A 24,165-nucleotide genomic window follows, 5' to 3' on the forward strand; every position below is an offset into this window, starting at 1 on the left:
ACCTGTCGAGCATCCCAGCAAGTCCCGACCGAAACCGGAACAAACCAAACAAAAAACATGGCATCGTAAACAAATGACACACTGTTGAGTTCTCAAAAAACAGACACACAAACCCAGGAAAAACCCAGACCAAGTGAGTGCCTTCTAAAACTAATCTTATCAGATCTTCGGTGCGGCTTTTTCCACTCGAGTGGAGGCAAACGCAGCGACACCTCCGAACCGAATACACGGTCCTTCGGCGTTCGTTCAAAGAGAGGATAAGAAGGTTTTCGCCTCGTGCTCGGCCTGCTCTTGCGGGCTCGGCCGCACTTGGCGACGCCGAACAACATTACCTGCGCGGCTGGTGGGAGTCAAATTGCGTGGTTGGTGACGACTCTGCAGCCGATGGGAGCAGCGATCTGCCGCGTTGCGGGTGGCTGGGCCGGTTTGGCCAGGGCTTGGTCAGGGCTGGAGCGTCGGCTTCAGTTCGCGCAGGCGCTCGAGCAGACCGTTGACGAACTGGGGGGACTCCTCCGTGGAGAGCTGCTGGGCGAGCGAGACCGCCTCGTCGATCGCCACGACTTCGGGGACGTCCGCGCTCCACAGCAGCTCGTAGAGGCCGAGTCGCAGCACATTGCGGTCCACGGCGGGCATCCGGTCGAGGGTCCAGCCGATCGAGTAGGCGCCGATCAGCGAGTCGATCCGGTCGACGTGCTCCATCACGCCGTTGACCAGTTCTATCGCGTACTGGCCGATCCGCGGGTCGGTGTCCTGCGGCGTCATCTGCTCGACCCGGGCAAGGCGGTCGGCCAGCACCTGCCTCGGGTCGGCCCCCTTCAGGTCCGCCTCGAACAGGATCTCCAGCGCACGCCGTCTCGCCTTGCTCCTCGTCGCCACGTCAGCCGCTGATCCGGCCGAGGTACTTGCCGTCGCGGGTGTCGACCTTGACCTTCTCGCCGGCGGTGATGAACAGCGGCACCTGGATCTCGTAGCCGGTCTCGACCGTGGCCGGCTTGGTGCCGCCGGTGGACCGGTCGCCCTGCAGACCGGGCTCGGTGTAGGTGATGACCAGCTCGACCGCGGCGGGCAGCTCGACGTACAGCGGCATGCCGTCGTGGGTCGCGACCGTCGCCTCGGCGCTCTCCAGCAGGAAGTTCGCGGCGTCGCCCACGGTCTCGGCCGGCACGTGGAGCTGGTCGTAGGTGTCGGTGTCCATGAAGACGAAGTCGGTGGCCTCTTTGTAGAGGTACTGCATCGTCCGCTTGTCGACGTTCGCCGTCTCCACCTTGATCCCGGCGTTGAACGTCTTGTCGACCACCTTGCCGGTCAGCACGTGCTTGAGCTTGGTGCGTACGAAGGCCGGGCCCTTGCCGGGCTTGACGTGCTGGAACTCCACGACGTTCCACAGCTCGCCGTCGAGGTTGAGCGTCATGCCGTTCTTGAGGTCGTTGGTCGTGGCCACGGCCGGGGGACTCCTAGCGTGAGAGCAGGTCTGCGACCGACAAGTCTACCGGCTGTGCGGGGTGCGGCAGTTCGTCAGAGTTCGGTGAGGGCACGCAGGGCGAGAAGATACGAGTTGATCCCGAAACCGGCGATCGTCCCGGAGGCGATCGCGGAGATCACCGAGGTGTGCCGGAACTGTTCGCGGGCGTGCGGATTCGAGATGTGCACCTCGATCAGTGGGGCGGTGCGCTGCGCAGCGGCGTCCCGTATCGCGTACGAGTAATGCGTAAAGGCGCCGGGGTTGATGACGACCGGCGTCTTGGTGTCCGCTGCCTCGTGCAGCCAGGCGATCATCTCGGCCTCGTCGTTGGTCTCGCGGACCTCGACATCGAAGCCGAGTTCCACGCCGGTCTTGCGGCAGGCCTCGACGAGACCCTGGTACGAGGTCGAGCCGTAGACGTCAGGCTCGCGGCTGCCCAGGCGCCCGAGGTTCGGGCCGTTGAGCACGAGGACGCGCCGGTGGCCGGTCAACGGGACACCTCGGCGTAGGCGGCGACGAGCAGCTGTGGGTCGGGGGCTTCGAGGACCGTGGGCTTGGCGAGGCCCTGGAGGACGATGAAGCGCAGGCGGTCGGCCCTGGCCTTTTTGTCGATACGCATGGTGTCCAGCAGCTTGGGCCACGCGTCCGCGTTGTACGAGAGCGGAAGGCCGAGGGCGCCGAGGATCTCGCGGTGGCGGTTGGCCGTGGCCTCGTCCAGCCGACCGGCCAGCCGCCCGAGTTCGGCCGCGAAGACCATGCCGACGGAGATCGCCGCGCCGTGCCGCCACTGGTAGCGCTCGTTGCGCTCGATCGCGTGGCCGAGGGTGTGGCCGTAGTTGAGGATCTCGCGCAGGCCGGTCTCGGTCAGGTCGGCCGAGACCACGTCGACCTTGACCTTGACGGAGCGCTCGATCAGCTCGCGCGTGTGCGGGCCGTCGGGGGTCTTGGCGCCTTCGAGGTCGGATTCGACCAGCTCGAGGATGGCCGGGTCGGCGATGAAGCCGCACTTCACGACTTCGGCGAGACCGGCGACGTAGTCGTTGGGGGGAAGGGTGTCCAGGGCGGCGAGATCGCACAGGACGCCGGCGGGCGGGTGGAAGGCACCGACGAGGTTCTTGCCTTCGGCGGTGTTGATCCCGGTCTTGCCGCCGACGGCCGCGTCCACCATGCCGAGCAGCGTGGTCGGGATCTGCACGACCCGCACACCGCGCAGCCAGGTCGCCGCGGCGAATCCGGCCAGGTCGGTGGTCGCGCCGCCGCCGACCCCGATGATGACGTCGGTCCGGGTGAAGCCGGCCTGGCCGAGGACGGACCAGATGTAAGCCAGGACGTTGACGGACTTCGCTTCTTCGGCGTCGGGGACCTCGATGGTGACAGCCTCGTAGGTCACGTCGAGGTCGGCGCGGATCGCCTCCGCGGTGGCAGTCAGGGCCTTGGGGTGGATGATCGCGACCCTGGCCGCCTTCTCGCCGATCAGCGCGGGCAGTTCGCCGAGCAGTCCGGTGCCGACGATCACGTCGTAGGGCGCGGCGCCGTCGACCTTGATCACGGTGGAGGTCACGCGACCAGCTCCTTGGCGATCGTGTCGGCGACCTCGTCCGCGGCGCGCCCGACGGTGTTCACGGTGACGGTGGCGACCGACTCGTATATCGGCCGACGCTGCTGAAGCAGACTACTGAGCTGGCCGCGTACGTTGCCGAGCAGGAGCGGGCGGGCGGTGTTGAGGCCGACGCGGCGTGCCGCTTCGGCCGCGTCCACCTCGAGGTAGACCACGTGCTGGCCGCGCAGGGCGGTTTGTGTCTCCGGGCGCAGGACGGCGCCGCCGCCGAGCGAGAGGACGCCGTCGTGAGACCGGATCGCGGCGCGGACGGCTTCGGACTCGAGGTCGCGGAAGTAGTCTTCGCCGCGCTCGACGAACAGGTCGGCGATGGTCATGCCGGTCAGCGCCTCGACGTCGGCGTCGGTGTCGCGGAAGGTGACGCCGAGTTGGTCGGCCAGCAGCATGCCGACGGTGGTCTTACCGCAGCCGGGGGCGCCGATCAGGATCGCCTTGGGACTCATCACAGCACCTCCAGCCCGCGCTCGCGCACATCCGCGAGGTAGGCCTCGAGGTTGCGCCGGGTTTCGGCGACCGAGTCCCCGCCGGCCTTCTCAAGCAGCGCCTGGGCGAGGATGAGCGCGACCATCGCCTCGGCCACGATCCCGGCGGCCGGGACGGCGCATACGTCGGAGCGCTGGTGGTGGGCGGTCGCGGCCTCGCCGGTGGCGGTGTCGACGGTGGCGAGGGCGCGCGGGACGGTGGAGATCGGCTTCATCGCGGCGCGCACGCGCAGCACGCCACCCGTGGACATGCCGCCCTCGGTGCCGCCGGAACGGCCGGAGCGCCGGTGCACGCCGCGCGTGCCGTCGGCGGAGGTGGCCGGCTCCATCTCGTCCTGGGCGAGCGAGCCGCGCAGCCGGGCCAGTTCGAAGCCGTCGCCGACTTCGACGCCCTTGATGGCCTGGATGCTCATAAGCGCGGCGGCGAGGCGGGCGTCCAGGCGCCGGTCCCACTGCACGTGGCTGCCGAGGCCGGGGGGCATGCCGTAGGCCAGCACCTCGACCACGCCGCCGAGGGTGTCCCCGGCCTTGTGGCAGTCGTCCACCTCGGCGACCATCGCGGCGCTAGTCTCCGGGTCGAGGCAGCGCAGCGGGTCGGCGTCGAGGCGCTCGGTGTCCGCGGGGGTGGGCGCGAGCCCGGCGGGAGCGCGGACCGGGCCGAGTTCGACGACGTGCGAGACCAGGGCGATCCCGGCGGTCTGGTCGAGGAAGGCGCGGGCCACGTCGCCGAGCGCGACGCGGGCGGCGGTCTCGCGCGCGCTGGCCCGCTCGAGGACGGGGCGGGCGTCGGTGAAGCCATACTTCTGCATGCCGGCCAGGTCGGCGTGGCCGGGGCGGGGGCGGGTGAGCGGGGCGCTGCGGGCCTGGCCGGTGAGGGAGCCGGGTTCAAGCTCGTCGAGGGCGCCGGCGGTGTCGGTCGGGTCGGCGGCCATGACCGACTCCCATTTGGGCCACTCGGAGTTGCCGATGCGCACCGCGATCGGGCCGCCTTGGGTCAGGCCGTGCCGCACGCCGCCGAGGAACTCGACCTCGTCCTGCTCGAATTTCATCCGGGAGCCGCGGCCGTACCCGAGGCGGCGGCGGGCCAGCGCGTCGGACAGCGACTTGGTCGAGGTGCGCACCCCGGCCGGCATCCCCTCGAGCACGGCGACGAGCGCGGGGCCGTGCGATTCCCCTGCGGTGAGCCAACGCAACATGCCTCGATCATCCCACGGCCGCGCGGGGCGCCCGCAGCCGCCTGCGGCGTCCCCGGCGCAGTAACCTGGCCGGTTGTCCGGCATATCATGCGAGAAGGTGACTTGGCGATATTCGGAACTACCGGTCGTCACTAGGCGGCTACTTCTGAGACACCTGCGACCCTTAGGGTGCGGCGATGAGTGCGCAAGGGGATACCACCGCGAGTCGAGCGGGGTGGGTCGGTTTTCTGTCCGACTATGGCTGGTCGGACTGCTTCGTCGGGGTGTGCCACGGTGTGATCGCGCAGATCGCGCCCACGGTGCGGGTGATAGACATCTGCCACGAGGTTCCGCCGGGCGATCTGCGGCTCGGGGCCGCGCTTCTGGCGCAATCGGCGCCTTATATGCCTAAGGGCGTGCTGCTCGCGATCGTCGATCCGGGGGTGGGAACCAAGCGGCGCGCGCTGGCGGTGCGGACGGTGAACGGTTCGTGCTTGGTCGGGCCGGACAATGGACTGCTGTTGCCTGCGGCGCGGGTCCTTGGCGGCATCGAGTCGGTATATGAGATTACGAAGTCGGACCTGATGCGGCGGCCGGTGTCGGCGACGTTCCACGGCCGGGACGTGTTCGCCCCGGTGGCGGCGCGGGTGGCAGCCGGCATGGACCCGGCGCGGGTGGGGGCCCGACTGGCGGTCGACGATCTGGTGCACGCAGCGGAGCCGGTGGCGCGGCTGACCGCGCACCGGTTGGAGGGCGAGGTGCTGACCGTGGACCGGTACGGCAACGTGCAGACCTCGCTCGGCGTCCGGCTGTTGGCGGACGGAGGGCTCAGCGAAGGCGCGACGCTCAGGTTGAACTGCCGGACCGGCGAGGTGCAGGTGCCGTTCAAGTACACCTTCGCGGATGTGGCGGATGGCATGGTGGTCGGGTACATCGACTCGGCCGGGATGTTCGCGGTGGCGCTCAACGGCCGGTCGGCCTCGTTGGAGTACGACCTGCGGCCGGGCGATCCGGTCGCGTTGCGGGTGGGCGTTTGAGGGTGGCAAACTCTCGCTGTTTCGCGAGGCGGGCTGCGGACGCGGGGCCGCGCTCTGGCGCGGCGGGCGAGGGCGAGGAGCGGGCATGACCGGGGATGTGACGGAGGGACGCCGGGGCGGGGAGTCGGGGGCCGTTCCGCCGCTGGTCGCGCCGCCGGTCGAGCCGAGGCTCGGCGCCGTCCTTCCTCAGCAGCAGATGCACTCGCCGTTGGAGCCGCCGCAGCGTGCCCCACAGGCGCAGCCGATTGGGCAGGCGCAGGCGGCGGCGCAGTTCCACATGGCGCGGGTCTTCGACAGGGTGGCTCCGAACGGTTCGCCCACGGTCGATCGCCAGCAGCTCGATCCGCGCGAGGTCCCCGCCCTCGTCGCCTACCTGACGCAGGCTCCGATCGCGCTGGCCGCTCCCGGCACGACGCGGGACGAGCTGGTAGCGGCCGCGCCCGCCGCCGTGCCGCGCGTCTTCCACACCGACGGGTCGTGGATTTGGCCCGGCGCGGTCGGCTACTACATGTCGCAGTATCAGCTGCCGCCGCAGTCTGAGCTGCTCGCGCACATCAGGTCACGCAATTACGGGCTGCCTCAGGTGCCGCAGGAGGTACGGCGGGCCGCTGCGACGCAGATCCTCGCGGCGATGAACCAGCAGCAGCCGCCACAAGAAGCGCAGCAGCCACAACCGCAGGTTCAGGCGCAGCCTCAGCCACAAGCGCAGCCGGTCCCGCAGACGCCACAACCGGCGCCGCAGCAGGTCGCCGACGCGCCGCCGGTAACCAAACCAGCCGAGTTCAGCGCGGCGTTCAACTTGGCAGGCAACCGGCACGCGGCCTGGGTCGGGGAGCAGATCGAGGCTTTCCTCACTTTCCTGCCCGAGGGTGACTGGTCGGTCGACCACTTCAGCCGCCGGTACCAGCAGTCGGGGCGCGACTTCCTGGTTGACGGGCTCGGCACGCTTTCCTCCGCCGGGGTCTGGACGTGGGCCTGGGCCGATCCGGTGACCTGGGGACGGGATACCGCCATCGCCGAGCAGTCCCGCAGCCTGCGCGCGATCGGCGACCGGGACCAGATCCCCGAATTGGTCACGCCCGCGTTGGACATCTCCGCCCTGGCCGACTCCCCCGGCGATCCGCAGACGGCTGCCGAGATGATCTGCTGGACGTGCATGGGTCTGCTGACCGCGCGCGGCTACATCGGGCACACCGCGACGGCAGACGGCAGCGGCGGCCGGATCTACTACGTGGTCTGCGACGAATCGGCACCCGAGGCGCGGCCGACGCTGGAAAACGTGGGCAACTTCCTGATGGACGGCGCCGCGGCGTTCGCCGAGAACGCCGCCGACTGCACGCTCGGATACATCGAGCACCACGGCTGGGAGTGGAGCCGCGTGCCGGACGGGATCGTCGTCGCGGCGCCGGGCTTTGGGCCGTTCACCGCGTTGATCTCCCCCGACGGGCAGCTGACCGGGCTCGCGCTGAACTGACGAGGGCGGCGGCGTGGCGCGCTCAGGAGTCGCGCGCGGCGAGCGCGGCCGTCCCCGCTTCCCGCATCTCGGCGACCAGGTCGGCGCGGTGCGACGGATCGCATCCGGTCATCAGCTCGACCTGGAGCACGGCCTGGTGGATCAGCAGGTCCAATCCGCCCAGCACACAGCCGCCGCCGCGTTCCCAGGCGGCGGCCAGCGGCGTGGGCCAGGGATGGTAGAGCACGTCGAACAGCGCGCCTGGGGCGGTAGGCACCGCGGCCACGAGCTCATCCGCGGCCCCGCTCGGGGTCGTGTTGATGACGAGCGGGCTGTCGAGGCCCTTAGCTGCCTCGTCCCAAAGGCGCAGCCGTGCGTCCAGGCCGAGTGATTCGACCAGCGAGCCCAGCTGAGCCGCGCGTTCAAGGGACCTGACGTACACGTCCACCGAGCCCTTCGCCACCTCGGCGAGCGCAGCCAGTGCGGACGCCGCGGTTGCGCCGCCACCGAGCACTGCGGCTGTTGGCACCGTCGTGATCCCTCGCTCGGACAGGGCCGCGACGAGGCCGGGCACGTCGGTGTTCTCGCCGCGCCGAGAGCCGTCGGCGCCGAAAACTACGGTGTTGACCGCTTCGACCGCGCGCGCCGTGGCCCCGACCGTGTCGAGCAGCGGGATGATCGCGCGCTTGAGCGGCATGGTCAGCGATAGGCCCGCCCACTTCGCCGCATCGAGCCCGGCGACGAAGCCCGGCAGCGCCGCATCGTCCACCTCGAACGCGTCGTAGCTCCAGCCGTCCAGGCCGAGCCGCCGGTACGCGGCCCGGTGCAGGATCGGCGAGAGCGAGTGCGCGATCGGCGAGCCGAGCACGGCGGCTCGCCGGGCGGCGGCCGGGTTGTCGGCCGCCGCCTGCTCGATCCCGCTCATCGTCCGCTGCTCACCGGTTCCCGCACAGTCCGGGGTACTTGCCGCCCAGCTGCTGCCACTGCGTCGCCGTCGTGGCGTATTGCACGCCGTCCGGCGTCGCGCAGAAGAACAGGAAGGTGCTGGTGATCGGGTTCAGCGCCGCGTCTATCGAGGTCTGGTCCGGGTTGTCGATCGGCCCCGGCGGCAGGCCCTTGATGCCGAAGACGCTGGTGTTGTACGGGTTCGTGGCGTCCTTGTTGTTCGGCGTGGTCGTGGCGTTGCCCATGCCGTACAGGGTCGCGGTGTCGAAGCCGAGGTGCTGGAAGTTGGTCGACTTCAGCCGGTTGAACACCACGCCGGCGATCTTGTTCAGGTCGCTGGTGTTGCTGCCCGCCTCGGCCCGCGCCAGGGAGGCGATGATCAGCATGTTGTACTCGCTCTCGCCGGCCGCCTGCGCCTTGACCGCGAGGTTCTCCTGGCTGAACACCGCCAGCTGGTCGTCGACCATCTTCTTGAGCAGGCCGGTCGGGTTGTTGGTGAAGTCGGGCAGGTTGTAGCTCTCCGAGGCGATGAACCCCTCGATGTGCGCGTACGGGAACTTGGCGCCCGGCTTCGCGGTGTCCCACGTCGGCAGGTCGATGTTCCCGGTGGCGATGATGTTCTGGAGGTCGGCGTCCTTCCAGCCGGTCTTCTGCTCGAGCGCGGCGAAGATCTGGCCGGCGCGCTCTCCGCCGTAGGTGATCAGCTGGGACTTGCTGTCCTTGGTCTTCGGGTCGAGCAGGTCGGTGATGGACGCGGCGGCGCTGATCCCCTTGGGCAGGAGGTAGGTGCCGGATTCTATGTTCGCGCAGTTCGTGTTCGACTTGCACGCGTCGGTGAAGGCGCGCTGGCTCTTGACGATCCCGGCGGCGAAGAGGATTCCGCCGATCGTCGTACCGCCGGCGCCCGTCGGGATCGTGACGTCGATGCTGGCCCCGCTGCCGGTGGCCGAGGTGTAGTCCGGCGGCGCGCCGTACTTGCTCTGATACCACTTGTAAGCCGAGTAACCCCCGTAGCCCAGGCCGCCGGCCAGGACGGAGAAGGCGACGAACACGGCCAGGCAGTTGCGGCCCTTCTTCTGCTTGAGCTTGCGCCCGCCGCGCCGGCCGTCGCCGTCTGCGTCGTCCTCGTCGTCCATGAGGCTGAAGTGGTCATCATCGTGGTCGTCGTCGCGGGCGGGCGGGACGGCGCGACGCGAGGACCTGCCCGGCACCTCTGAGCGCGCGGCCTCCGAGCGCGTGCTGGCGCGGGAGTCCTGCTCGTCCCGGGCCGGGGTGCCGGAGCGGCGCGGGCGAGTCAGGAATTCATCGGAGCCGTACTCGCCACTCGATCCGTCCCCATACTCGCCGCTCGATCTGTCCCCGTACTCGCTCGTACCGTACTCGTCGCTGGACGCGGCGGGGCGGCGGCGGCTGGCACCGCTCGCACCGGATGCTGTGGCGTAGGCGCCCGTCGAGTATCCGTCGGCGCGACGTGCTGACCCATAGTCAGCCTGAGCGGGGTCACCCAGACGCGGCTGCTGCGGTTGTTGCGGCTGCTGTTGGCGACCGTAGGAACCAGAGGTACGCGGACCGGACGCGTACGGGTCGGAACTGTAGGTACCCGAAGCGTACGGGTCTGCGGCATAGGGATCCGCGTACGGCTGTGGCGTCGGCGTCTGCTGTTGGGCCGCGGGACGGGAAGCCTGACTGGGTCGGCCGTAGGTGCTGGAGGAGTTGTAGTCCTGCTCCGGTTGGGCGTAGCCGGGCTGAGAGTAGCTGCCGCTCTGCGAGTAATCGGGCTGCGAGTAGTCCGGCTGCCTGTACTCGGGCTGAGAGTACTCGGGTTGGGAGTACTCGGGTTGGGAGTACTCGCGCCTCGTGTAATCGGGCTGCGTGTAGCCAGAGGTCGGATAATCAGGTGACGCGTATTCAGCCTGCGAGTAACCCGACCGCGAGCCGTGCCAGTCCTGCGATCCGCCGGGCTGATTCGGGTCCTGATAATATCCTTGGCCTGACTCCGAAGCGTAGCCCTGCGGATACGGATCCTGTGTATACTGCTGCTCGGAGTAGCCGGAGGCCTGCTGTTCGGGGTACTGCTGTCGCACCCCGGCCGCGCGCCGTCCGCGCCCGTACGGATCGCTTCCGGTCACGGGCTCTTGAGATTCGCCGCCGTACCAACCGTCGTCGCTCAAGCCTCGAACTCCTTCACCGGGGCGTGCGGCGCGACATCCTCGTCGGCCTCGGACAGATGACCGGGCGGACGACCGGAGGCCCGCTCGGCGTCGAGCGCGTTCTGCAGGATCACCACCGCCGCGGCCTGGTCGACGACCGAGCGGCTTCTGCGCCCTCGAACACCCGACTCGCGTAGTCCACGGGTCGCGGTCACGGTTGTCAACCTCTCATCGACAAGGCGTACGGGAATCGGGTGAATTGTCCGAGCAAGGTCCCGGGCGAAGGCGCGCGCCTTCGCCGCCGCCGGGCCCTCCCCGCCGGACAGCGATCTGGGCAGCCCGACGACCACCTCGACGGCCTCGTGCTCGGCGGTCAACGCGGCCAGCCGGGCCAGGTCGCCCGCGCCGGCCCGGACCGTCTCCAGCGGCGTCGCCAGCAGTCCGTCGAGGTCGCACACGGCGACTCCGATCCGGACCGCGCCGACGTCCACGCCGAGCCGCCTGCCTCGCCTCATATACCCGGTCTCATCCCGCAGCTTGTCATACGAACAGTTCTCCTTACGGTGCGGCAGCGCACGCCCTCCGGTCACACGCACAGCTCTGCCCGCAATCCAGTGTCACGCGCGCGGGCGCGTTCCGGCTCAATGCGCGCCGCACTATTCTCGGGGCGCCACGCGCCGCCGCAGGCTCAACCGGCGAGGGTGGCCTCTACGTGCCGCCGCACCGACTCGAGCGCCGCATCGAGCGCTCCCGCGTCGGTGCCGCCGCCCTGCGCGATGTCGTCCTTGCCGCCACCGCCGCCGCCGAGCACCTGCGCGGCCACCCGGACCAGCGCGCCCGCCTTCAGGCCCGCCTCCCGCGCCGCCTCGTTGGTCGCCACGAGCACCAGCGGCTTCTGGCCGGCGGCGCTCGCCACCGCGACCACCGCCGGGCGGGCGCCGAGCCGGGCGCGCACGTTCAGCGCGAGCTTGCGCAGGTCGTCCGCGGTGGTGCCGTCGGGTGCGCGGTGCGCGACGTAGGCGACGCCGTGCACGTCAGCCGGGTTGGCCGCCAGTTCGCCCGCGACCGCGAGGACCTGCCCAGCCCGCAGCGCCGCGATCTCCTTCTCCGCCTCGCGCAGCTTGGCGACGATCCCGGCGATCCGCTCCGGCGCCTCCTCGGGCCGCGCCTTGATCGCCTCGGCGACCTGCGCGAGCAGCACGTGCTCGCGGGCCAGGAAGTTATAGGCGTCCGCGCCGACCAGTGCCTCTACTCGCCGCACGCCCGCGCCGATCGACGATTCGTGCAGCAGCTTGACCAGGCCGAGCCGTCCGGTGTTCGGCACGTGTGTACCGCCGCATAGTTCGTGCGCCCACTCGCCGACGGACACCACGCGCACCCGGTCGCCGTACTTCTCGCCGAACAGCGCCATAGCGCCCATCGCCTTGGCCTCGGGCTGCGACATGGTTTGCGCGGTGACCGCGAGGTCGTCCACCAGCACCTCGTTGACCAGCTGCTCCACGTCGGCCAACACCGACGGCGGGACCGCCTGAGGGCTGGCGAAGTCGAACCGGAAGCGGCCGGGGGCGTTCTCCGAACCCGCCTGGGTCGCGGTCTCGCCGAGCAGCTCGCGGAACGCGCGGTGCACCATGTGCGTCGCGGTGTGCGCGCGGGAGATCGCGTGGCGGCGGCTCAGGTCGACGACCGACTCCGCGGGCTGGCCGAGGGTGGCCTCGCCGTCCCGGACCACCGCGCGGTGCACGATCAGGTCGCCGACCGGCTTCTGCACGTCCACGACCTCGACGAGCGCGCCGTTGCCGAGGCGGATCAGTCCCTGGTCGGCCAGCTGGCCGCCGCTCTCCGCGTAGAAGGGGGTGCGGTCGAGCACCAGCTCGACCTCCTGGCCGGGCGCCGCCGACGCCGCGACCGAACCGCCGACGAGCAGGCCGCGCACGACGCCTTCGGTAGTGGTCTCGGCGTAGCCGGTGAACTCGGTGGCGCCCGCCTGGTCGTAGACCTCCCGGTACGCCGACAGGTCCGCGTGCCCGGTCTTCTTCGCCTTCGCGTCCTCCTTAGCCCGGGTCCGCTGCTCGGACATCAGGCGGCGGAAGCCCTCCTCGTCGACGGCGAGACCCTGCTCGGCCGCCATCTCGAGGGTCAGGTCGATCGGGAAGCCGAAGGTGTCGTGCAGCTTGAACGCGTCGGCCGCCGGGAGGGTCGCGGAGCCGGACCGCTTGGCCGTCGCCACCGCGGTGTCGAGGATCGTGGTGCCGGTCTTGAGCGTCTCCAGGAACGACTTCTCCTCGCCGACCGCGACCGCGTCGATCCGGCCGCGGTCGGCGATCAGCTCGGGGTACTGGGGGCCCATCGCCTCGATGGTGGCGCCCACCAGTTCGTGGATCGTCGGCTGGTGCGCGCCGAGCAGCCGCATGTTGCGGATCGCCCGGCGCATGATCCGGCGCAGCACGTAGCCGCGGCCCTCGTTGCCCGGGATGACGCCGTCGCCGATGAGCATCGTCGCGGCGCGGACGTGGTCGGTGACGACGCGCAGGGAGACGTCGGTCTTGTGGTCCTTGCCGTACACGGTCCCGGTCAGCTGCACCGCCCGGTCCATGATCTTGCGGGAGGTATCGATCTCGTAGAGGTTGTCGACCCCCTGCAGGACCGTGGCCAGCCGCTCGAGGCCGAGCCCGGTGTCGATGTTCTTGGCCGGCAGCTCGCCCAGGATCGGGAAGTCCGCCTTGCCGTCGCCCGGCCCCCGCTCGTACTGCATGAAGACCAGGTTCCACAGCTCCAGGTAGCGCTCGCCGTTGGCCGCCGGGCCGCCCTCCTCGCCGTATTCGGGGCCGCGGTCGTAGTTGATCTCGGAGCAGGGGCCGCAGGGGCCGGGCACGCCCATCGACCAGAAGTTGGAGTCCATGCCGAGCCGCTGGATGCGCTCGGCGGGCACGCCGATCTTGTCGTGCCAGATCCCGTACGCCTCGTCGTCGTCCTTGTAGACGGTGATCCACAGCTTCTCCGGCGGGAGGCCGTATCCCCCGTCAGCCACGGAGGAGGTCATCAGCTCCCACGCGTAGGTGATGGCGCCTTCCTTGAAGTAGTCGCCGAAGGAGAAGTTGCCGCACATCTGGAAGAAGGTCGCGTGCCGCGTGGTCTTGCCGACCTCGTCGATGTCGGGGGTGCGCACGCACTTCTGCACGGAGGTGGCGCGCGGCGCGGGCGGCGGCTCCTCGCCGAGGAAGTACGGCTTGAACGGGACCATGCCGGCCGGGACGAGCAGGAGCGTCGGATCCGAGGCGATCAGCGAGGCGGACGGGATCTCGGCGTGTCCGCGCTTGACGAAGAAGTCGAGCCAGCGGCGGCGGATTTCTGCTGAGTCCATCGGTCCAGTGCCTCTCGAAACGGGTTTCACTGCACGGTTCACTGCTTGCGGGCGGGGGCCGGGCGCGCGCCCGCACGAGCCATTGTCTCAGGACGGAGCTGTGTCTTAGGACGGCGCAGCGGCCCGGCTCAGCGGTCGTGGGGGCCGTCGGGGTCGGGGCTGTCCATGCCGAGCGCCCGGTACAGCTCCATCTCGCGCTCGGCGGCGGCGTACTGGACGTCGTCGAGGAAGCCGCGGACCGAGCCGCTGAGGGCGCCGGGGAGCCCCGAGGCGCTGTCAGCCAGGCCGGACGGGCTGAACTTGCGCAGGGTCTTGGCGCCCTTGGTGACCACGAGGACGCCGACGGACGCGCCGAGGGCGATCCAGAACACGCGCTTGTACATGGTGTCGTCAGCCCTTCCGTGCCCGGCGCTCGGCCTTGAGCTCCGCGCGAACGCGCTTGTCCACCTCTGCCTTGCGCCGGTTGGCGATCGCGGTCCGCACGCCGTACGAGAACGCGGCGGCCTTGATCATCGGGCCGCCGACGGTGGCAGAGAAGGTTGAGGCGAGGGCGGAGGCGTTACCGGAGACGTTGGCCACGTTGTCGGTGATGGTGTCCACCTTGACCAGCTGCTGATTCGTGGTGACCACGGTGGCGGTGATCTCGCCGAGCAGCGGGACCGTCTGGTCGGTGATCCCGGAGACCAGCTTGGTGGCCTCCTTGAGCACCTGGGCGAGGCGGATCAGGACGAAGCACAGGAACACGACGCCGATCCCGAAGAAGATCGCGAAAACCAGTCCTACGACTGCTCCGGCAGACACCTTGAGATCCATCCCTTCGCCCTGTGCGTTCCCGTCGGCCCAGACCTTATCGCGTCCGGCTCCTTAGTTAGTGCGCATGTGAGGTCCTGAGCACGGGACGGCCCGTGCGCGCGATGAGCGGCAACGACGGGCGTCGGACGGCGGCGCGCGACGCCTTCGGTTCAGGAGCGCGGTCGCCCGATGTGATGATCGTGCGACGAGGCGGTTCGAGGGCGGCCGGCAGCCACCACGATGTGCGCATGACCGACAGTGACAGGTGGAGCTTCCGCCTCGGATTCGGGCCTTTCGCCCCCACGCGGGCGGACGACGAGAACTACGTGGCGTACATGCGGCTGAAGACGGCGCCGCCGGACGGTTGCGAGTTCTTGGAGGATTACGGCGTCGCCCGGCTCGAGTGCAGCCGGGCCGGGGAGAACCGGTTCGCGGCCATCGGTCGGTTGCTCCGGGAAATCCGCACGGATTACGGCCTCGTCGGCATGGACAGCCTGGGCATCGACAAGCTCTGGGAGTGGGTCCCGCAGGACCGCGAGTGGACCGAGTCCGTCACCGGGCAGCTGCTGCTCATGGGGGCGAGCCGGGCAGAGCAGCTCGGCATCGGTGTCGAGGACGTGGTGGCCTTGGTGCGCGATGCCATGACGCCGACGGCGAAACGACGTCATCCGGGTTCTTCGAGGTCGACGGGCAGTCGTACAGCGGGGCGGTCGGCCTCCGGCACCGATTCAGCAGCGCCCGGCACGGGCGCAGGCAGCTCCATCCACAGGCCGGGCTCTCGCAAGGCGACGAACCCCGCGCCCGAATAGAGGCCGTGCGCGTCCAGGGTCGCGAGCAGCAGACGTCGCATGCCCAGCGGGGCGTACGCGTCGCGCACCGCGCCGACCATCCACTTCCCGATCCCCCTGCCTCGGTGCGCGCGGTCGACGTAGACGTCGCACAGGTAGCCGAACGTCGCGCGGTCGGTGACGATGCGGCAGAACGCTGCCTGCGCGCCGTCCGGGCCGTAGACGCCGTACGCGTCCGATCCGGCGATCGACTTCTCGACGGTGCGGCGGCTTCGGCCGGTCGCCCAGTAGGTGTCCGTCGAGAGCCAGGCGTGCACCCGGTCGATGTCCAGCAAAGCCTTGTCGTCGGAGATAACGAAGCCGTCGGTACGGTCCAGTCGCATGGCCGGGACATTACCGACGGCGCGGGCGCGGCTGCCAGGGATCGGCTACCGCTCGCACGTTCGACGGGTGAGGACGCGTCTTTCACGCATGTGAAATCGATCTGACGGATGTCGGCGCCCTCTGCGAGTATCGGTGTGGAGGTAGTCGACCGTCATGCACCTGGCCCCTTACCGCACCGTGCTCCGGATCCCGGGAATACGGCTGCTCATGCTCGTCGGGCTGATCGCGCGCATACCCGCCACAGCCACCAGCGTCGCTCTGACGCTTAGCGTGGTGCTCGACCGCCACAGGGGCTATGGCGCGGCCGGCTTGGTGAGTGCGGCGTTCACGGTCGGGCTGGGCGTGGGGGCGCCGCTGCTCGGGCGGGTGATCGACCGGCGTGGCCCGCGGCCGGTGCTCGTGGTGACAGGGGTGGCTGCGCTGGCTTTCTGGATCTCCGCCCCGCTGCTGCCGTTCGCCGCGCTCGTGCCGGCGGCGATCGCCGGTGGCCTGCTTCAGGTGCCGGTGACCAGCCTGGTGCGGCAGTCACTTGCTGCGCGGGTGCCGGAGGAGCAGCGCAGGCAGGCGTATTCGCTGGACTCGATGGCCGTCGAGGTGTCGTTCATGGTCGGTCCGGCGCTCGCCGTCCTGCTGATCACCCAGCTCGGCGACGGGGTCTCGACACTGCGCGCGATGGGCGTCGCGCTCGCGGCGGCCGCCTGTGTCATGATCGCCTACAACCCGCCGATCATCGCGCGCTCCGGCGCGTCGGCCGACGAGGCGCCGATCAGGCCGAACTGGCTGGCTCCCGGATTCCTGCTGGTGCTCGGGGTCGCGATGGCGGCGTGCCTCGTGTTGGCCGGCACGGACGTGTCGATCGTGGCGACGCTGCGGGCCCACGGGCAGACCGAGTGGGCGGGCATCACGATCATTTCGTGGTGCGCGGCGTCGATGGTGGGCGGCTTCGTCCACGGCGCGATCCCCCGCCCGCTGACCATGCTCACGCTCATGACGCTGCTCGGCGCGTGCACGATCCCGGTCGGGGTGGCACACGACTGGCGGCTGCTCAGCCTCGCGCTCATCCCGGCGGGCCTGGCCTGCGCCCCGACCATCGCCGCCACGATCGACGCAGTGAGCCGGGCGGTGCCGGACACGGCGCGCGGCGAGGCCATCGGACGCCATGCCGCGGCGCTCACCCTCGGGAACGCGATCGGTGCGCCGCTCGCGGGAGCGGTCATCGACCACTCCTCACCTGCGTTCGGCTTCGCGGCGGTGGGTGTGGTCGGCGCGGCGCTCGCGCTGATAGCGATGGGCGCCAACACGCTGCACAGGAACCGTCAGCCCGCGTACCGCACCGCCTGAGGTGATAACCCTGAAGTGATAACACCGTCCGACCGGGAATAGGTCAGCGCCGAGCGTATGCTGCAATTGCCGTGATGACTGGGCTGATCGTCGTGTTCGCCGTGTTGGCGGTGGCTACCTTCTTCGGCCTGTGGCGCAAGCGCGTTGACGGGCGGGTGCGGACGGTGGCGAACAGCCGACGATCGGAGAGCGCGCCCGCCGGTGGCGTCCCGGCCAGCACTTTCCTGACGCCGCGGCACCTGGGCGAAGAGCTGGGCACCCGGGCGACGCTGGTGCAGTTCTCGTCGGCGTTCTGCCAGCCGTGCCGGGCTGCGCGGGTGATCCTGGCCTCGGTCGCGGACGAGACAGACGGTGTCGCGCACGTGGAGATCGACGCCGAGTCGCATCTCGAGCTCGTGCGGGAGCTGGGGATCATGCGCACGCCCACGACGCTGATCCTGGACGGCTCCGGGCGCATCGCCGCGCGCGCTTCAGGTGTCCCCCGCAAGCACCAGGTGCTTGCAGCTATCAATTCCGCCGCGGACGGCGTTGACGCCCCCGTAGCATAGAAGGCATGCGAGGGCAGCTTTTGACGCGTCGGCGGGCAGTGGACAACTGCCACGTGTGCACGTGCGCGTGTCCCGGGTTATAACCGACCCCAGCTTCCCTATGCCCTCCTCGTTTTCGGGAGTGAACACGTGCCCACCCTCAGCACCACTTCTCCTTCGACATCCACGTACATCGACCCGCGCGGCCCCCGCTTCGGCGCCGCCATCACGAGCCTTGTCCTCGTGGTCGTGCTGCTGACCGGCAGCGGATGGCTGCTCGCCGCCCAAACCGTCATCTTCGGCATCGGCGGCCTGCTCGGGCTCAGGTACGCGCCGTACGGCTTCCTCTACCGGACCCTCGTTCAGCCGAGGCTCGCCAAGCCGACCGAGCTCGAGAACCCCGCACCGCCGCAGTTCGCGCAGGTCTGCGGCTTAGCTTTCGGGGCGATCGGCAGCATCGGCTACCTGAGCGGGGTCACGGTTCTCGGCGTCATCGCGGCGGCGCTCGCGCTGGCGGCGGCCTTCCTCAACGCGGCGTTCGACTTCTGCCTAGGCTGCGAGATCTACCTGCTGTTCCGCCGCTCCACGGTCCGCCGGCAGCCGGTGGGCTAGTCGGAGTGCCCGGATCCGCGCCCACGATCACGCTGCTACTCGGCGACATCACCGAGCAGCACGCCGAGGCGGTCGTCAACGCTGCCAATTCGTCGCTCCTCGGCGGAGGCGGCGTGGACGGCGCGATCCATCGGCGCGGCGGTCCGGCCATCCTGGCGGCCTGCCGCGAGTTGCGTGCTTCGCACTACGGCGGCGGCCTGCCGACCGGACATGCCGTCGCGACCACGGCCGGCAACCTTCCAGCCCGCTGGGTGATCCACACCGTCGGGCCCGTGTACGCGGTGCGTGAGGACCGGTCGGCGCTGCTCGCGGACTGCCACCGCAACGCGCTGGCCGTCGCGGACGATCTCGGCGCCGAGTCGGTGGCGTTCCCGGCGATCTCCACCGGCGTCTACGGATGGCCGTTGGACAGCGCGGCGCGGATCGCGCTAAGCACGGTGCGCGGGACGGAGACCTCGGTGCGGCAGATCCGGTTCGTCCTGTTCGACGTGCGGGCACTGGCCGCGTTCGAGCAGGCGGGCGCCGAGCTGGGGATTGAGATCAGTCGGCAGTAGGTTGTCCGTCGGGGGTGGATTCGGTGTCCGGAGAGCTTTCGGCGTCGGGAGGGGTCGCGGACCCGGGGTCCCGGGGTGACAGCAGGGCTCTGATCTTCTCGACGCGGTCGGCGTAGCGCTCCTCGACACCGTGCCGGCTGGGGTTGTAGTAGCGCTTGCCGTGGATGGCGTCGGGGGCGTACTGCTGCGCCGCCACTCCCGTCGGCTCGTTGTGCGGATAGATGTACCCCTGCGCATGGCCGAGCTTGGCGGCGCCCTTGTAGTGCCCGTCGCGCAGATGCGGCGGCACCGGACCGGCCAGGCCGCCGCGCACGTCCGCGAGGGCGGCGTCGATGGCCAGGCAGGCGGCGTTGGACTTCGGCGCTAGGGCGAGGGCGATGACCGCCTGGGCCAGGCTGATGCGGGCCTCGGGCCAGCCGATGAAGGAGACCGCCTGCATCGCGGCGACCGCCGTCGGCAGCGCCGAGGGATCCGCCAGCCCGATGTCCTCGCTGGCCGAGATCACCAGGCGGCGCGCGATGAAGCGCGGGTCCTCGCCGGCCTCGACCATCCGGGCCAGATAGTGCAGCGCCGCGTCGACGTCGGAGCCGCGGATCGACTTGATCAGCGCCGAGGCGACGTCGTAGTGCTGGTCCCCGTCGCGGTCGTAGCGCACGGCGGCGCGGTCCACGGCCTGGGCCAGTACCTGCGCCGAGACCGTCGCAAGGTCCTGGTCTTTCGCGGCGCCCGCCGCCGCCTCGAGCGCGGTCAGGGCCTTGCGCGCGTCTCCCCCGGCCAGGCGCAGCAGGTCGGCGCGGGCATCCGGGTCCAGGCCGACGGCACCGCCGAGGCCCCGTTCGTCGGTCAGCGCCCGGTCGATCAGCGTGTTGACGTCGGCCTCGTCGAGCGGTTCGAGGGTCAGCAGCAGCGAGCGGGACATGAGCGGCGAGATCACCGAGAAATACGGGTTCTCCGTGGTCGCGGCGATCAGCGTGACCCAGCGGTTCTCGACCGCGGGCAGCAGGGAGTCCTGCTGGGCCTTGGAGAAGCGGTGGATCTCGTCGAGGAACAGCAGCGTTTCGCGGCCGGACATGCCCAGCTCGCGCCGCGCGCCGTCGATGACCGCGCGCACCTCCTTGACTCCCGCGGTGATGGCCGACAGCTCTCGGAAGACCCGGGCAGTGCTGCGCGCGACCACATACGCCAGCGTGGTCTTGCCGGTGCCCGGCGGCCCCCAGAGGATCACCGACGCGGGCACCGCGCGCGAGCCGGGGGCGGCCTCGACCAGCCTGCGCAGCGGAGATCCCGGGTGTCGTAGCTTCTCCTGGCCGACCACCTCGTCCAGGACGCGCGGGCGCATGCGCACGGCGAGGGGCGCGCCCGCCTCGGCCCGTTCCCGGCCGGCCGCGTCGAAGAGGGTCGGCGGGCCGGACCCCGGCGGCGGGTCGAACAGGGTCTCCGGCTCCATGCTCCGAGCCTAATCGCCGCCCCCGACTGTGCGGGAAATCCCTGGCTGTGCGTGCCCCCGGCCGTGCGAGAATCCTTGACCGTGACGGGAACGATCGGGGTGACGCGGCTGGCCGACGGCGCGGGGGTGCACGCGGTGGCTCCCGGCGATCCGCTGGTCATGTTGGAAGGTGCGCCGGACGGGGCGCGGGCGGCGTGGAGCGCTCCGGGCGGATTCGCGTTCGTCGGTCCGGCCTACGAGGGCCCGGGCTGGTGGCTGACCGCGAGCGGGACCGGGGCGGCCGTGACCGCACTGGTTGACGCAGCGGTGACGGAGTGCGGGAGCGAGGTGCGCGGGCTCACCGTTCCGCGCGGGGTGCCGATCGGACGCTGGACTGTCTCCGACGACGTCAACGAGTGGGATCTGATGCTCACCGACGCCGCGCCGCCGCCCCAGCCGCAGGAGGCGCGGATCGCGCGGCTGACGGACCTTGCGCAGATTGAGGAGTTCCTGGATCGGGTCAGTCCGACGCACTCAAAGCACGCGGACGACACGGATGTGCGGGTGTGGGCGGGCATCGTCGGAGACGGCGAGCTGCTCGCGGCCGGAGCGCTGGCGCTGCGGCCGTCCGGCGCGGCGTACCTCGCCTCCATAGCGACGGCCCCACAGGCGCGCGGCCGGGGCTACGGCGCCGCGGTCACCGCGCATCTGACACGGACGGCGTTCGCGGACGGCGCGGCGCAGTGCATCCTCGGCCACTACCACCCCAACGAATCCGCGCGGCGGATCTATGCACGGCTCGGCTACCGCACGACACATCAGTGCACGTCTGTGGACCTGAAGCATTAACGGCTTTTCACATTCGGCCAGAGTTTTCACCCCAGCAACGCCCCGGCCCGGCACAATGGCCGCCATGGGAACGAGAGCCTGGAGGATCGACCCGGCCGGCCCGCTGCGCGGGGACGTGACGGTGCGCGGGTCGAAGAACGCCGTCACAAAGCACATGGTCGCCGCGATGCTCGGCAGGGGTCCGAGCACCATCGCGAACGCGCCGCGGGTGGGCGACGTGGAGATAACCGCGCAGATGCTGCGCACGGTCGGCTGTTCCGTGGACCGGGACGGCGACACGCTCGTGGTCGACCCGGCCGCCACTCCGGCGCCGACCGTCCCGCAGTCGTTCACCGGCCGCAACCGGATTCCGGTCCTGATGCTCGGCCCGCTGCTGAACCTGACCGGTGAGGCGTTCGTCCCGCTGGTCGGCGGCGACCAGATCGGACCGCGCCCGATCGATTTCCACATCCAGGCGCTTACCGCGATGGGCGCCCAGATCACGGTGGACGAGGGCGGGATCCACGCGACCGCGCGGCGGCTGCACGGCACCCGGGTCGCGCTGCCGTACCCGAGCGTCGGGGCCACCGAGTCGGTGATGCTCTCGGCGGTGCTCGCGGAGGGGCGCACCGTCATCACCAACGCGGCGATCGAGCCCGAGATCCTCGAACTGGCGCTGTTCCTGCAGCGGATGGGCGCCGGGATCCAGCTGCAACCGGACCGCAGGATCCTGATCGACGGGGTCGAGCGGCTGCACGGCGCGCGCACCAGGCTGGCCGGGGACCGGCTGGAGGCGTTCAGCTACCTGGTGGCCGGATTGCTGACCGGTGGCCAGGTGCGGGTGCACGGCTGCGCTCAGGACCGGCTGGTCACGGCGATCGAGACGCTGCGCACGATGGGCGCCCGGTTCGAGATCGAGGACGAGCACATCAGCGCGTCGGCCCCGGACGGGCTGCGCTCGGCCGCCGTGCACACTGACACCCACCCCGGGTTCATGACCGACTGGCAGCAGCCACTGCTGGTGCTGATGAGCCAGGCGCGCGGGCTTTCCGTGCTGCACGAGACGGTCTTCGAGAACCGGTTCGCCTACGTCAGGGCGCTGCAGCAACTTGGCTGCGAGATCGAGCTGTTCCCGATGTGCCTGGGCGGCAACGCCTGCCGCTTCCACGACACCAACCATCTGCACTCCGCGGTGGTGCACGGCCCCTCCAAGCTGGTGGGCGCCGAGGTGCACGTGCCGGACGTGCGCACCGGGTTCTCGTCGGTGATCGCGGCATCGATCGCGGACGGTCAGTCGGTGCTGCTGGACGTCGAGTCGCTGGAGCGCGGTTACGACGAGCCGCTCGCCCGGCTGCAGTCGATCGGGATGGCGATCACTCCGGTCGAGTCCTGATTCGCTGGCTTGCGACTTCGCCGGCTGCGTGACTTCGCAGGCTGGGCGGCGCGCACCGCTCAGCCTGCGCACCCACCCGCATGGCCCAGCTCTGCGGGCGCGGCGCGGTGCGCACGCGTCAGGATCGAGGTAAGGCGGCATCCCGCGCGCCGCCGCTCGGGGACGGTCGGCGCACAGCCCCGGAGGAAGCATGCGCGTGCGATTCGCCCTGGCTTTGGCCGCCGCCATGACCGCAGCGGGCGTTGTCACGCCGCGCGCCTACGGGGCCAACCTGCTCTCCGGCGCGCCAAGCCCGACGAACCCCCGCTCCGCGGTGTCGGCTTCGACCCCTGTTGCTGCAGCGATGATCGACGACGAAGCCGACTCGACCGTATCCGCGCTTCCTGACGGCATCGACTTCGCCGACCTCGACCTCGGGCAGGCCGACTTCCCGCCCCTGGGCTATGTGTTCGAAGGTACGTTCTTCCACCGCGACGCCTGCGAGGCGGCCGGAACGAGGGGTATGCCCCGCGCCTGGCCGGGATACGTTTGCCTCGGCGGCGACGTGCCGTGGGACTTCAGCGACCTCTACGTGAGGGGCTTCGGCTGAGCCGCAGGCCGCGTCGTCGAGAGCTGTGGGCGGTCAGGGGATGAGTGCGCCGACCAGTCGGGCGAGTTCGGCGGCCGGGTCGGCGGTCAGTCCCAGGTGGACGGGGCCGGGTTGGACGACCGTCGAGCGGGGCGCGGTGAGCCAGCGGAACCGCTGTCCGGCCGAGCCCGCGCCGGCTGCCCCCGCGCCGGATCCGCCCCGGCATACGCACGCGTAGGCCGCGACCGCCGCCTCGATTCCGGCCACGTCCGCTTCGGGGTCGAGGGCGAGCAGCCGGTCCGGGTCGACCCGGGTCGAGGCGGCGAGGAAGTCGAGCTTCTGGCAGTACACGATCACGCCGACGTTGACCGCATCCCCACGGTCCACCCGCGGGACAGCGTGCAGTGGCGCGTACTCGAATCCGTAGCGTTCGGCGGGAGCATCAGGGACCGGCGCGGCGACGGAGGCGCTCATGCGGCACCGCTCCTCACGCCGGCCAGCCAGTGCTCTCGGACTCGCATCCGCGCGGCGAACCAGTCGCGGAAGGCGGCTCGCACATCGTCCGGTGTGGCAAATCCCGGCTCGCCCGCCAGCCACTCGTCCGGGACCTCGTGGAGTGCGGCGTCCACCGCCTCGGGCGTCACCAGCGGCGCGAGATGCGCGTCCGCGGCGGCGAGATCCGGCGCGAACGGGGCGAGCACGTGGTCCTCAAGCTTGGGCGGGCGGCGCGCGGAACCGGCCGCGCCGGCCCAGTTGTGCTGGAAGATCAGCGAGGCGCCGTGGTCGATCAGGTAGAGCCGGCCGTGCCAGCGCAGCAGATTCGGGTTGCGCCACGACCGGTCGACGTTCCCGATCAGCGCGTCGAACCAGACCACCCGCCCGGCCAGCTCCGAGTCCACCGGGAAGGCCAGCGGGTCGTAGCCGAGCGAGCCCGGCAAGTAATCCACGCCGAGATTGCGGCCGAGGCTGGCCAGCAGCAGCTCCTGGATCTCCTGATCCGGCTCGCCCTTCGCCAGGGCCTCGTCCAGCTGCACGGTGACCAGGTCGGGCACCGGCAGGCCGAGGCGCCGCCCCAGCTCCCCGGCGACGATCTCGGCGACCAGCGCCTTGCGGCCCTGTCCGGCGCCGCGGAATTTGACCACGTACATGCCCAGGTCGTCGGCCTCGACGATGGCCGGCAGCGACCCGCCCTCCCGCAGCGGGGTCACATACCGGGTCGCCGTCACGTCGCGCAGCACGCGATCAAGCTTACGGCGGCGCGGGACGGGG

Annotated in this window: 25 protein-coding genes; 9 read left to right on the forward strand and 16 right to left on the reverse strand. The window is 70.5% G+C overall.

The genetic code is table 11. The features are described from left to right. Positions 1–441 precede the first annotated feature (441 nt). From nusB to aroC, 6 genes are all read right to left on the reverse strand, one after another. The gene (nusB, locus tag VGZ32_RS03965; protein WP_326884421.1) at positions 442–876 is read right to left on the reverse strand and encodes a transcription antitermination factor NusB; all 435 of its coding nucleotides are present in this window, start codon (positions 874–876) and stop codon (positions 442–444) included. Between the two features lies 1 nt (position 877). After that, positions 878–1,441 carry an elongation factor P gene (efp, locus tag VGZ32_RS03970; protein WP_326884422.1) on the reverse strand — a complete coding sequence of 188 codons (564 nt, stop codon included), beginning with the start codon at positions 1,439–1,441 and terminating at the stop codon, positions 878–880. 74 nt (positions 1,442–1,515) lie between these two features. After that, on the reverse strand, positions 1,516–1,953 hold the full coding sequence (aroQ, locus tag VGZ32_RS03975; RefSeq protein WP_326884423.1) for a type II 3-dehydroquinate dehydratase: 438 nt from the start codon (positions 1,951–1,953) through the stop codon (positions 1,516–1,518). Then, positions 1,950–3,023 carry a 3-dehydroquinate synthase gene (aroB, locus tag VGZ32_RS03980; protein WP_326884424.1) on the reverse strand — a complete coding sequence of 358 codons (1,074 nt, stop codon included), beginning with the start codon at positions 3,021–3,023 and terminating at the stop codon, positions 1,950–1,952. Before aroB ends, aroQ begins: the two co-directional genes overlap by 4 nt. Then, positions 3,020–3,523 (reverse strand): shikimate kinase, encoded by a 504-nt coding sequence (locus VGZ32_RS03985; protein ID WP_326884425.1) that lies wholly within the window; start codon positions 3,521–3,523, stop codon positions 3,020–3,022. The genes aroB and VGZ32_RS03985 overlap by 4 nt, the downstream gene beginning before the upstream one ends. Beyond that, entirely contained in the window at positions 3,523–4,758 is a 1,236-nt protein-coding gene (aroC, locus tag VGZ32_RS03990; RefSeq protein WP_326884426.1) for a chorismate synthase, read from the reverse strand. Before aroC ends, VGZ32_RS03985 begins: the two co-directional genes overlap by 1 nt. A 176-nt stretch (positions 4,759–4,934) precedes the next feature. Between aroC and VGZ32_RS03995 the strand changes: the two genes are divergently transcribed. Both VGZ32_RS03995 and VGZ32_RS04000 read left to right on the forward strand, forming a co-directional pair. After that, positions 4,935–5,774: an SAM-dependent chlorinase/fluorinase gene (locus VGZ32_RS03995; RefSeq protein WP_326884427.1), complete on the forward strand. Its 840-nt coding sequence runs from the start codon at positions 4,935–4,937 to the stop codon at positions 5,772–5,774. An 85-nt stretch (positions 5,775–5,859) separates the two neighbouring features. Continuing rightward, positions 5,860–7,248, forward strand: a complete 1,389-nt coding sequence (locus tag VGZ32_RS04000; RefSeq protein WP_326884428.1) for a DUF6882 domain-containing protein — start codon at positions 5,860–5,862, stop codon at positions 7,246–7,248. Between the two features lie 22 nt (positions 7,249–7,270). On the opposite strand, the gene VGZ32_RS04005 is transcribed toward VGZ32_RS04000, so the two are convergent. The 7 genes from VGZ32_RS04005 to VGZ32_RS04035 all read right to left on the reverse strand — a co-directional run bounded on the left by VGZ32_RS04005 (position 7,271) and on the right by VGZ32_RS04035 (position 15,646). After that, positions 7,271–8,152 (reverse strand): shikimate dehydrogenase, encoded by an 882-nt coding sequence (locus VGZ32_RS04005; protein WP_326884429.1) that lies wholly within the window; start codon positions 8,150–8,152, stop codon positions 7,271–7,273. A 10-nt stretch (positions 8,153–8,162) separates the two neighbouring features. Continuing rightward, the gene (gene mltG / locus VGZ32_RS04010; protein ID WP_326884430.1) at positions 8,163–10,343 is read right to left on the reverse strand and encodes an endolytic transglycosylase MltG; all 2,181 of its coding nucleotides are present in this window, start codon (positions 10,341–10,343) and stop codon (positions 8,163–8,165) included. After that, on the reverse strand, positions 10,340–10,837 hold the full coding sequence (gene ruvX, locus VGZ32_RS04015; protein ID WP_326884431.1) for a Holliday junction resolvase RuvX: 498 nt from the start codon (positions 10,835–10,837) through the stop codon (positions 10,340–10,342). Before ruvX ends, mltG begins: the two co-directional genes overlap by 4 nt. 173 nt (positions 10,838–11,010) lie before the next feature. After that, positions 11,011–13,683 (reverse strand): alanine--tRNA ligase, encoded by a 2,673-nt coding sequence (gene alaS, locus VGZ32_RS04020; protein ID WP_326884432.1) that lies wholly within the window; start codon positions 13,681–13,683, stop codon positions 11,011–11,013. A 128-nt stretch (positions 13,684–13,811) separates the two neighbouring features. Continuing rightward, entirely contained in the window at positions 13,812–14,066 is a 255-nt protein-coding gene (locus tag VGZ32_RS04025; protein ID WP_326884433.1) for a hypothetical protein, read from the reverse strand. Positions 14,067–14,073: 7 nt separating this feature from the next. Next, positions 14,074–14,484 carry a DUF948 domain-containing protein gene (locus tag VGZ32_RS04030; RefSeq protein WP_326884434.1) on the reverse strand — a complete coding sequence of 137 codons (411 nt, stop codon included), beginning with the start codon at positions 14,482–14,484 and terminating at the stop codon, positions 14,074–14,076. A gap of 655 nt (positions 14,485–15,139) precedes the next feature. Next, positions 15,140–15,646, reverse strand: a complete 507-nt coding sequence (locus VGZ32_RS04035) for a GNAT family N-acetyltransferase (RefSeq protein ID WP_326884435.1) — start codon at positions 15,644–15,646, stop codon at positions 15,140–15,142. A 154-nt stretch (positions 15,647–15,800) separates the two neighbouring features. Between VGZ32_RS04035 and VGZ32_RS04040 the strand changes: the two genes are divergently transcribed. From VGZ32_RS04040 to VGZ32_RS04055, 4 genes are all read left to right on the forward strand, one after another. Then, complete coding sequence (locus VGZ32_RS04040) at positions 15,801–16,988, forward strand: MFS transporter (RefSeq protein ID WP_326884436.1); 1,188 nt, start codon at positions 15,801–15,803, stop codon at positions 16,986–16,988. Positions 16,989–17,062: 74 nt separating this feature from the next. Next, positions 17,063–17,536, forward strand: coding sequence for a thioredoxin family protein (locus VGZ32_RS04045; RefSeq protein WP_326884437.1), 474 nt, complete (start codon positions 17,063–17,065; stop codon positions 17,534–17,536). Positions 17,537–17,665: 129 nt separating this feature from the next. Further along, on the forward strand, positions 17,666–18,127 hold the full coding sequence (locus VGZ32_RS04050; protein WP_326884438.1) for a DUF4395 domain-containing protein: 462 nt from the start codon (positions 17,666–17,668) through the stop codon (positions 18,125–18,127). 5 nt (positions 18,128–18,132) lie between these two features. Next, complete coding sequence (locus VGZ32_RS04055; RefSeq protein WP_326884439.1) at positions 18,133–18,681, forward strand: O-acetyl-ADP-ribose deacetylase; 549 nt, start codon at positions 18,133–18,135, stop codon at positions 18,679–18,681. Here VGZ32_RS04055 and VGZ32_RS04060 read toward each other — a convergent pair. Continuing rightward, positions 18,668–20,128, reverse strand: coding sequence for a replication-associated recombination protein A (locus VGZ32_RS04060; RefSeq protein WP_326884440.1), 1,461 nt, complete (start codon positions 20,126–20,128; stop codon positions 18,668–18,670). The two genes, VGZ32_RS04055 and VGZ32_RS04060, sit on opposite strands and share 14 nt — an antisense overlap. Before the next feature lie 81 nt (positions 20,129–20,209). Here VGZ32_RS04060 and VGZ32_RS04065 point away from each other — a divergent pair, with 81 nt between their 5' ends. The 3 genes from VGZ32_RS04065 (at position 20,210) to VGZ32_RS04075 (ending at position 22,917) form a co-directional block, all read left to right on the forward strand. Beyond that, positions 20,210–20,956: a GNAT family N-acetyltransferase gene (locus tag VGZ32_RS04065; protein WP_326884441.1), complete on the forward strand. Its 747-nt coding sequence runs from the start codon at positions 20,210–20,212 to the stop codon at positions 20,954–20,956. A gap of 64 nt (positions 20,957–21,020) precedes the next feature. Beyond that, positions 21,021–22,328: a UDP-N-acetylglucosamine 1-carboxyvinyltransferase gene (gene murA, locus VGZ32_RS04070; protein WP_326884442.1), complete on the forward strand. Its 1,308-nt coding sequence runs from the start codon at positions 21,021–21,023 to the stop codon at positions 22,326–22,328. Between the two features lie 190 nt (positions 22,329–22,518). Next, positions 22,519–22,917: a hypothetical protein gene (locus VGZ32_RS04075; protein WP_326884443.1), complete on the forward strand. Its 399-nt coding sequence runs from the start codon at positions 22,519–22,521 to the stop codon at positions 22,915–22,917. Positions 22,918–22,950: 33 nt separating this feature from the next. Here VGZ32_RS04075 and VGZ32_RS04080 read toward each other — a convergent pair whose 3' ends face one another. Further along, complete coding sequence (locus VGZ32_RS04080; protein ID WP_326884444.1) at positions 22,951–23,370, reverse strand: DUF3037 domain-containing protein; 420 nt, start codon at positions 23,368–23,370, stop codon at positions 22,951–22,953. Beyond that, positions 23,367–24,134: a HipA family kinase gene (locus VGZ32_RS04085; protein WP_349263476.1), complete on the reverse strand. Its 768-nt coding sequence runs from the start codon at positions 24,132–24,134 to the stop codon at positions 23,367–23,369. Before VGZ32_RS04085 ends, VGZ32_RS04080 begins: the two co-directional genes overlap by 4 nt. Positions 24,135–24,165 lie beyond the last annotated feature (31 nt).

Origin of the sequence: Actinocrinis sp. (assembly GCF_035938995.1) — a bacterium.
In the GTDB taxonomy this organism is placed as follows: domain Bacteria; phylum Actinomycetota; class Actinomycetes; order Streptomycetales; family Catenulisporaceae; genus DASZGI01.

Excerpts from the sequence above, each read along its gene's own strand:
- VGZ32_RS03985 (WP_326884425.1), bottom strand. The coding sequence starts at position 3,523 with ATGAGTCCCAAGGCGATCCTGATCGGCGCCCCCGGCTGCGGTAAGACC.
- aroC (WP_326884426.1), bottom strand. The coding sequence starts at position 4,758 with ATGTTGCGTTGGCTCACCGCAGGGGAATCGCACGGCCCCGCGCTCGTC.
- VGZ32_RS03995 (WP_326884427.1), top strand. The coding sequence starts at position 4,935 with ATGAGTGCGCAAGGGGATACCACCGCGAGTCGAGCGGGGTGGGTCGGT.
- VGZ32_RS04000 (WP_326884428.1), top strand. The coding sequence starts at position 5,860 with ATGACCGGGGATGTGACGGAGGGACGCCGGGGCGGGGAGTCGGGGGCC.
- VGZ32_RS04005 (WP_326884429.1), bottom strand. The coding sequence starts at position 8,152 with ATGAGCGGGATCGAGCAGGCGGCGGCCGACAACCCGGCCGCCGCCCGG.
- ruvX (WP_326884431.1), bottom strand. The coding sequence starts at position 10,837 with ATGAGGCGAGGCAGGCGGCTCGGCGTGGACGTCGGCGCGGTCCGGATC.
- alaS (WP_326884432.1), bottom strand. The coding sequence starts at position 13,683 with ATGGACTCAGCAGAAATCCGCCGCCGCTGGCTCGACTTCTTCGTCAAG.
- VGZ32_RS04025 (WP_326884433.1), bottom strand. The coding sequence starts at position 14,066 with ATGTACAAGCGCGTGTTCTGGATCGCCCTCGGCGCGTCCGTCGGCGTC.
- VGZ32_RS04035 (WP_326884435.1), bottom strand. The coding sequence starts at position 15,646 with ATGCGACTGGACCGTACCGACGGCTTCGTTATCTCCGACGACAAGGCT.
- VGZ32_RS04040 (WP_326884436.1), top strand. The coding sequence starts at position 15,801 with ATGCACCTGGCCCCTTACCGCACCGTGCTCCGGATCCCGGGAATACGG.
- VGZ32_RS04045 (WP_326884437.1), top strand. The coding sequence starts at position 17,063 with ATGACTGGGCTGATCGTCGTGTTCGCCGTGTTGGCGGTGGCTACCTTC.
- VGZ32_RS04060 (WP_326884440.1), bottom strand. The coding sequence starts at position 20,128 with ATGGAGCCGGAGACCCTGTTCGACCCGCCGCCGGGGTCCGGCCCGCCG.
- murA (WP_326884442.1), top strand. The coding sequence starts at position 21,021 with ATGGGAACGAGAGCCTGGAGGATCGACCCGGCCGGCCCGCTGCGCGGG.
- VGZ32_RS04075 (WP_326884443.1), top strand. The coding sequence starts at position 22,519 with ATGCGCGTGCGATTCGCCCTGGCTTTGGCCGCCGCCATGACCGCAGCG.
- VGZ32_RS04080 (WP_326884444.1), bottom strand. The coding sequence starts at position 23,370 with ATGAGCGCCTCCGTCGCCGCGCCGGTCCCTGATGCTCCCGCCGAACGC.